Below are 5,266 nucleotides of genomic sequence, written 5' to 3'. Positions count from 1 at the left end.
CTTATGAAAAACAAAATAATATATTAATAATAAAATGAAGCTTCTAAAAATATATACCCTCGCAAGTTAAAATGAGAACTGCAACCCAAGCTCATAGCTCACTTCCGCCTCATCACGCTCTGCATATTCTAAATTTGCAACTAAGCCAAACACTGAGCCGAATTGAAAGACGTTATTCCACTTAAACTCATCTCTTGCTAGATCTAAGAAATCATGCTGATAGGAAACTCCCATCAACCAATGATTAGCTATTTGTTTTCTAACCATCGCTTGACAGTATGTTCCACGCTCGGAATATGGTGAACTGTAATCACTATCAGCACGATAGTTTACTGCTCCACAGGATAAAGAGCTTGCCATTGCCCCTCCCAAACGCCCAATGAGTCCTCCGCCAGCTTGCCAACTATCTACCTCCGAACTAAATCGAGTGAGAAAGTCTGCTCTTCCTTCAACGAATACGTAGTCAAAAACTTGAGCACTGACATCTAAGTATAACCCTCCCATCGTCTTATTCTCTGTATTGTCATACTTATCGTTAAGGTAAGGTTTTAACGCTCCCGACTTAAAACTAGCTCCTTTATAACCAAATCCTATATGAGAAAAATTATCAACAATCTCACTTGATGCAAAGCTTGAACACGAAACTAACAACATCAGAGGAACAACTTTAGTTATCATAATACGATATCCTGTGGCACTTTTTTGAAATGAAAATTTATTCTGTACATTGCATATTGACAGCAACATACGGAAATAAACTGTAACAAATCAATATGTAACATCCGATAAATTTAAACGCAAACTATGCGTTGCGTTCACATTTCCATCGTTGTCTTAAAGCATGTTTAAATTCCAGTGCCAATCCTATCTAGGCTGTCATACCAATTCAAAACATGGCTAGTCAGCATTTCCCCTGTGAAAGCGTTACTCGTAGACAGCAGCCACTTCAACGTCCCATAGACGATATAGTCTGAATACATGGGCGCATCGCCCGATAAGTATCGTGTCTTAGCTAAATAAGATTCCAGTACTCTCATTTTTTTGAGTAAGTCGGCCTTTGCTAACTCTTGGTTGTTGCTTTGTACATTTTCTAAGCTGTCCTGAAAGTGTTTCTCTCTAGAGGAACGAAAGTAATCTTTATCGCGATCTTTAAGCTTGCAGTAAATGTCGAAGATGGCAATTTTGGCGATGTCCGAATGTAATGATGCTGTCCACTCATGGAAAAAAAGTGCCATTAAACGCCCTTTTTCACCGCCAAATAATGAAGGTGATTCAGGGTAGTGGGCCTCAAGATAATCAGCGATGTTAAACGAATCAGAGAGCACCGTTTCACCATCTTTGATGGCGGGGAGTGTAGAAAACTGCGCCTTAAACTGAGCCTGAATGTCGACAAAAGAAAGCTCAGTGGTATCAAACGCTATATTTTTGTGTATCAAGCACATTTTCGTACGCCAACAATAAGGACTGAATTTTAAGCCATCGTCCCCACACAGTTCGTAAAAAGTGATCATAGGTGTCTTACTCCGAGAGTTGCTAAATAGGTGTATTGGTTGTGCTGGGCACAGTATGTTCAATCTTGGTCGCGGTTCTCAGTCGAGATTAAGTGGGTTCTTTAACTGCTAGAATACCTGCGGCTCCCAGCAGTAAAGCACCACTTCCTCTGGTCACAGCGGTAAGAGATAGTCGGCTCGCATCAACAATCCGTCTGGCCGAAAACGCATAAAACATCACTAAACTGAAATCAAGCAACGCCATGGTTGGGCACATCACTAAGAGTTGAGGGAATACGGGTAAGTCGGGGTTGATGAATTGCGGGAAAAAAGCCGAGAAGAATAGGATGGCTTTGGGATTGCCAGCCGCGACTAAAAAGCCAGAGTAAAACAACTTTTTGTTTGAGGCCTGTAAATCTGAGTTGTTGAGGTTTAAGTGCTCAACTTGTGCTGGTTTAGCGAGGAGTATTTTTAGCCCCATGTAAACCAAGGTGATCACACCAAAGACTTTGATGACAGTAAATGCCACTACCGAATTGGCAAGGATGACACCTAAACCCAAGGCGACTAACACCATTTGAATAAAGTTAGCTGAGATGTCCCCAAGGGCGGTATATAGCACGCGTTTGTGCCCATATCTGAGAGCATGTGCAATACCTAAAAATATGCTAGGCCCTGGTGTCGCGGTAAGAATGAGCGATGCCGCGACAAAGCCGAGCCAAAGGTGAAAGTCCATTTTTATCCTTAATTATCCGTTAAACACTGCAAATCATATCGCTACAGATACACTACCATACCAGCGATTACTCCAACCACATATTGACCAGAGACATTACGCCCATATTGTTCGTTTCTGTGCCATACAAGTTGTCCGCTCGAGTCACGGTGAAATGATTGCGCCATAGAGGGCAATAATAATAGTTCTGGATAAGCCAATCCTCCGCTCGATACAGTTTGTGCAAAAACTCTTGACTGTTGTTACTTTCCTGCATAAACATATCAATAAATGTCAATAGGCTTTGTTTTCCACGTTCAGGCAAGCAGAGACTAAACACATTACTGCAAAGGAGCCATTCGTAATATTGAAATGTCAGGTCGTCACCAAAAACGTAACAGTCATAGGAGATATCAATAGCAATGTCTTGAGACTGTCCTTGAATACATACCTGCCAAACAACCCCTTTTTGAGATAACTCATCGAGCAAAGGCTGTAACTCGCTCATATGACTGTCTATCACTTCAATTACCACCGGACGAGTCGGCAGTTTCATGTCGTGCTTGAACAAGTGAAATCCCTTATCTTGATGGCAATCCATCACGCTATTCGCCGCTCTTTTTTGGCTACCAAGCGTAAAACGTCGACTATGATGAACAATCCAGGCTCTTTCTTGAGCGGATAATGCACCGACATGATGATGAAACTGTAAAACAGTACATCCGCTGCGATCGATTTTTTGTGGCTGAGTAGGTTGGGATTCGCAATAGAGCAGTTCTGCCACGTGCATAGGCGCTTGAGGTTGGGCATCACTACACCAAAATTCTACTCGTTCAATATGGCCACCAAAACCAAAATAGTGGTTATTGCGAACTAAACTCCAATATTGTTTTTCCAAACTTTCGACTCGATATACCCCACACCCAATTGGTTTTGAAGCCTGATAATCAAAAATTGCACTGTGTGAGTCAGCTAACAAATGCAGGAAAACTGGGTCAGATTGACGCATAGAGAAAATGACCCACTGCTTATCTATGTCAATACCCTCTACATGACGAAATAGAATTTGATATGGATGTGGCGTACTAAGGCGCATTTCTATATTTTTTTTTACAAGTTCCGGTGTCAGCGCTTCTCTATTGTGCATCATTATGTCATTACGGATGCGGAGACGGATTTGCTTGTCACTGTAATGAAACTGGTGAGCGATATGAGGCACGATGTCATTCTGAATAGGGTTATATCGAACTAAGGTATCGAAGACGCTTTCGACCAATAAAATAGAACGAGCGGACTGTGCCAAATGAGGGTGCCATTCAGGCAGCATATAAGGGACTAAATACATCAAAGTATTCTGTTTTTTTAATTCCTGCTGTGCGTCCCCTAACCAGAGAGGTAAGTGAGCTTGAAATAGACGAACTTCGCCAAATTGAGTAGCTAGTCGAAATGCCTGATCTATTCTGCCAGAGCGAGCCATGCGCTCTAACTGAGTCAGCAGTGAGGTCTCAAAACTTTTTAATAGCGTCAATTTTGAGCGATGACCACGGCCCTGACCCGAAGCCCAATGGATAAGCCCAAAGCTTTCAAAAGAAGCCATTAGCTTACTCACGTACCTTTCTGAACAGGCCAGAATTTCAGCAAGTGAGACAATATCAACATCATAAGCTTCATTGCGAGAAAAATGTTTCTCGAGTTGCTTTAAACGCTGCAGATGACTCGTAGATAACAACTGAGAAGCTACCATGTCAACCTCAAAATTATGTTCATTAGATACAACGAATACCTCTGAATATGGCAACTTAACTTAAAGTTGTCTTCTTATAATTCCACGGGAGGTGATTAATAAAGGTGGATAACCTGACCGACTAGGAATCCCACTAAGAAAACTATCCCAGAAAAGCTCGGACGGCTTTGGTTTTGTCTCACCGCTATCTTTTGTTCTGGTTCCAGTAAGTAGTGTTTCGCGTTTAAAGTATAGAATGTGTAGTCTAATGGATTCATTGTTTTACTCGCAGATAATGACTCATGTGTTCATTATCTGCGAACAAACCTGAAATAATAACGCTCTCTTTACTATAAACAGTTCACCTTTTAATTAATGAAGTACAGTTCCATTTTTGCTAACTGCTACCAAACAAAATAATTCAACAAGCATATAAAGGCAAGTTAAGCAGAGAAAGCGTTTAAGACAAGTTTCTAACGCAGGTGTTAGGCGCTTTCTTGTTGTTTCTCAGTCCGTTTCTTCTGATTTTTTTAACGCTTCGAGTATTTCTTTCATACGCTCTGGGCGCGTTTGGATCCGGAACGGTCCGGTTTGTAGAGCGGGGGAAGTCTTGCTGCCATATTGTCGCCCTCCATCGATGCCAATTCAGCGATGATCTGGTGATATTCTTGAAGTTTAGACCCAATGTAGCCTCTAATATTAGTGTTATTATAACGCAAGTTTTCGTAGCTCTGAGGCCACACATTCTTATGGATCGCGTTGCTGGTTTGGTCGTCAACTTGAATTGCTGTGTCTATCCGTTTTAACAGACAAAAGAGACTGTTGAGATCTTGATAAAACGTGGCGGCGTACGTGTAAAAGCCTTCGTTGCTATGCTTGATTATAGCCGAGCGGCCTTCGTTCACTTTAGTGAGCGAGATCGTCAAGAAAACAGGATAGAAGGCCTTGAAGAAGCGTTTGAATACTTCGGGGGCGTCCCAAAAGAAGTGTTGTTCTATAATGCGAAAGCCATCATGATAGAGCGTGATGCATACGGTGAAGGTGAACACCGCGCTGCTCGCCATAGCCAAGAAATACAACTTTAAACGGGGTTTGAGCACCACTGGAAAAATAAAATTAAGAGAGTTACGTATTTGTATTTAATATCAAAAAACGCCTATCAGGAGAGAGGTTAGTTGCTTTCTATCGATTAAATAGGCTTCTTTTTTTTACGCTTCCTAATAGCAAGTACCAAGACAGTTAGAGCTCCATCTTCAACCTTATATACGAGTCATCCCCCGAACTTCTTACCCTGTTCCGTATGCCGCGTAAAATGTCAACTTAGATAATTGGACTCCC

At 41.7% G+C, this 5,266-nt stretch carries 4 protein-coding genes and 1 pseudogene; 1 reads left to right on the top strand and 4 read right to left on the bottom strand.

Features of this window, described 5'->3' with window-relative positions:
- Positions 1 to 66: 66 nt before the first annotated feature.
- From AB4623_RS23850 to AB4623_RS23835, 4 genes are all read right to left on the bottom strand, one after another.
- Positions 67 to 678 carry a hypothetical protein gene (locus AB4623_RS23850; protein ID WP_017082572.1) on the bottom strand — a complete coding sequence of 204 codons (612 nt, stop codon included), beginning with the start codon at positions 676 to 678 and terminating at the stop codon, positions 67 to 69.
- 167 nt (positions 679 to 845) lie between these two features.
- The gene (locus tag AB4623_RS23845) at positions 846 to 1,511 is read right to left on the bottom strand and encodes a glutathione S-transferase N-terminal domain-containing protein (RefSeq protein ID WP_102258048.1); all 666 of its coding nucleotides are present in this window, start codon (positions 1,509 to 1,511) and stop codon (positions 846 to 848) included.
- An 88-nt stretch (positions 1,512 to 1,599) separates the two neighbouring features.
- Positions 1,600 to 2,226 carry a LysE family translocator gene (locus tag AB4623_RS23840; protein WP_017082570.1) on the bottom strand — a complete coding sequence of 209 codons (627 nt, stop codon included), beginning with the start codon at positions 2,224 to 2,226 and terminating at the stop codon, positions 1,600 to 1,602.
- Positions 2,227 to 2,293: 67 nt separating this feature from the next.
- The gene (locus AB4623_RS23835; RefSeq protein WP_017082569.1) at positions 2,294 to 3,949 is read right to left on the bottom strand and encodes an SgrR family transcriptional regulator; all 1,656 of its coding nucleotides are present in this window, start codon (positions 3,947 to 3,949) and stop codon (positions 2,294 to 2,296) included.
- 812 nt (positions 3,950 to 4,761) lie between these two features.
- On the opposite strand from AB4623_RS23835, the pseudogene AB4623_RS23830 reads away from it, so the two are divergent.
- Positions 4,762 to 5,014: pseudogene (locus tag AB4623_RS23830) on the top strand (IS21 family transposase); the annotation flags it as partial.
- Positions 5,015 to 5,266 lie beyond the last annotated feature (252 nt).

The sequence above is a fragment of the Vibrio sp. 10N.222.52.C12 genome (assembly GCF_041474215.1).
GTDB classification, from domain to species: Bacteria; Pseudomonadota; Gammaproteobacteria; order Enterobacterales; family Vibrionaceae; genus Vibrio; species Vibrio crassostreae_C.
The sequence above is the reverse complement of the archived record's forward strand: the minus strand, read 5'-3'. Positions and strand labels throughout refer to the sequence as shown.